General features: G+C 71.2%; 2 protein-coding genes. Both read right to left on the bottom strand.

The window, feature by feature from the left end; translation table 11 throughout:
* The coding region (locus ACFP2V_RS38555) for a transposase (RefSeq protein WP_381221417.1) at positions 1–481 on the bottom strand (481 nt) is incomplete at its 3' end.
* Positions 478–1013 (bottom strand): winged helix-turn-helix domain-containing protein (locus ACFP2V_RS38550; protein ID WP_381221414.1); only part of this gene is annotated, 536 nt, incomplete at its 5' end. The genes ACFP2V_RS38550 and ACFP2V_RS38555, both read right to left, overlap by 4 nt.

Below are 1013 nucleotides of genomic sequence, written 5' to 3'. Positions count from 1 at the left end.
CCAGGAAGCCGTTTAGCAGGTCGGGTTGGTACTGGACGCGCCGAAGTGCGTGCCGGGCAGCGGTGGTGACCTCGTCGAGGTTGCGTGCGGTGAGGTTGGCCAGGGGGCCGTTCTTGAGCTCGCCCCAGAGTCCTTCCGCCGGATTGAGCTCGGGCGCGTACCCGGGGAGCCGGTAGACCGTCAGCCAGTCGGCGTTCTCGCGGAGGAAAGCCCTGACGGCGAGGTCACGGACGTGTCCCGTGAGGTTGTCCCAGACGAGGACGACCCTGGTGCCCAGGAAGCGGCGGAGGCGTCGGAGCAGGTCGGGGAAGTCCACCGCAGTGAAGTGGCCGTCGGGACGCAGACTGAACATCAGGCGCGGGGTGCGGCCGGGGCGGTAGCAACACCAGCCGGCGATGGAGGTCTTCTGGTGGCTGGCTGGGGCGGTCAGGACGGGGGTGCGGCCGCGCGGGGCCCAGGTGGTGCGCAGGGCGGGGTTCAAGGTGGCGGCGGATTCGTCCTCGAAGACGACCCAGGCGTCGAGGTCCGCCGCGGTGCTTTTATCCGGGGCCAGGTCTCCTCGCGCCAGGTGCGGACGGCCTCCTCGTCCCGCTCGGAGGCGCGCTGCTCGGGGCGTTGGCAGGTGAAGCCGATGTGGTGCAGGAACATCCACAGGGAGCCGAGGGAGGAGTACCACACGCCGGTTCTCTCGTGGATCAGTACCCGGATGCGCGGCACGGTCCAGCGCTCGGTCTGCCAGCCGTGGGCGACCGCTCCCCGTTTTAGGTCGGCCTTGAGCGCCTCGATCTGCTCCTCGGTCAGGTAGGGCCGCGCTCCGGGCGGTCCGGTGGAGGCCAGGGCCGTGCGGCCGCCGTCCTGCCAGAGCCGGTGCCAGTGGTGCACCGCCTGCCGGGTCACGTCCAGGCGTCGGGCGATCTCGGCCTGCGGCACGCCCTGGTCGAACAGGTCCGCCGCGGCCGACCGCCGGTCCTCCCGGTGCCGGCGTTCCTTCGGCGTGAGTCCTCGGATCGTAC

Source organism: Streptomyces incanus, assembly GCF_042656345.1.
GTDB classification, from domain to species: Bacteria; Actinomycetota; Actinomycetes; order Streptomycetales; family Streptomycetaceae; genus Streptomyces; species Streptomyces incanus.
This window is presented reverse-complemented; position numbering and strand designations above follow the sequence as displayed.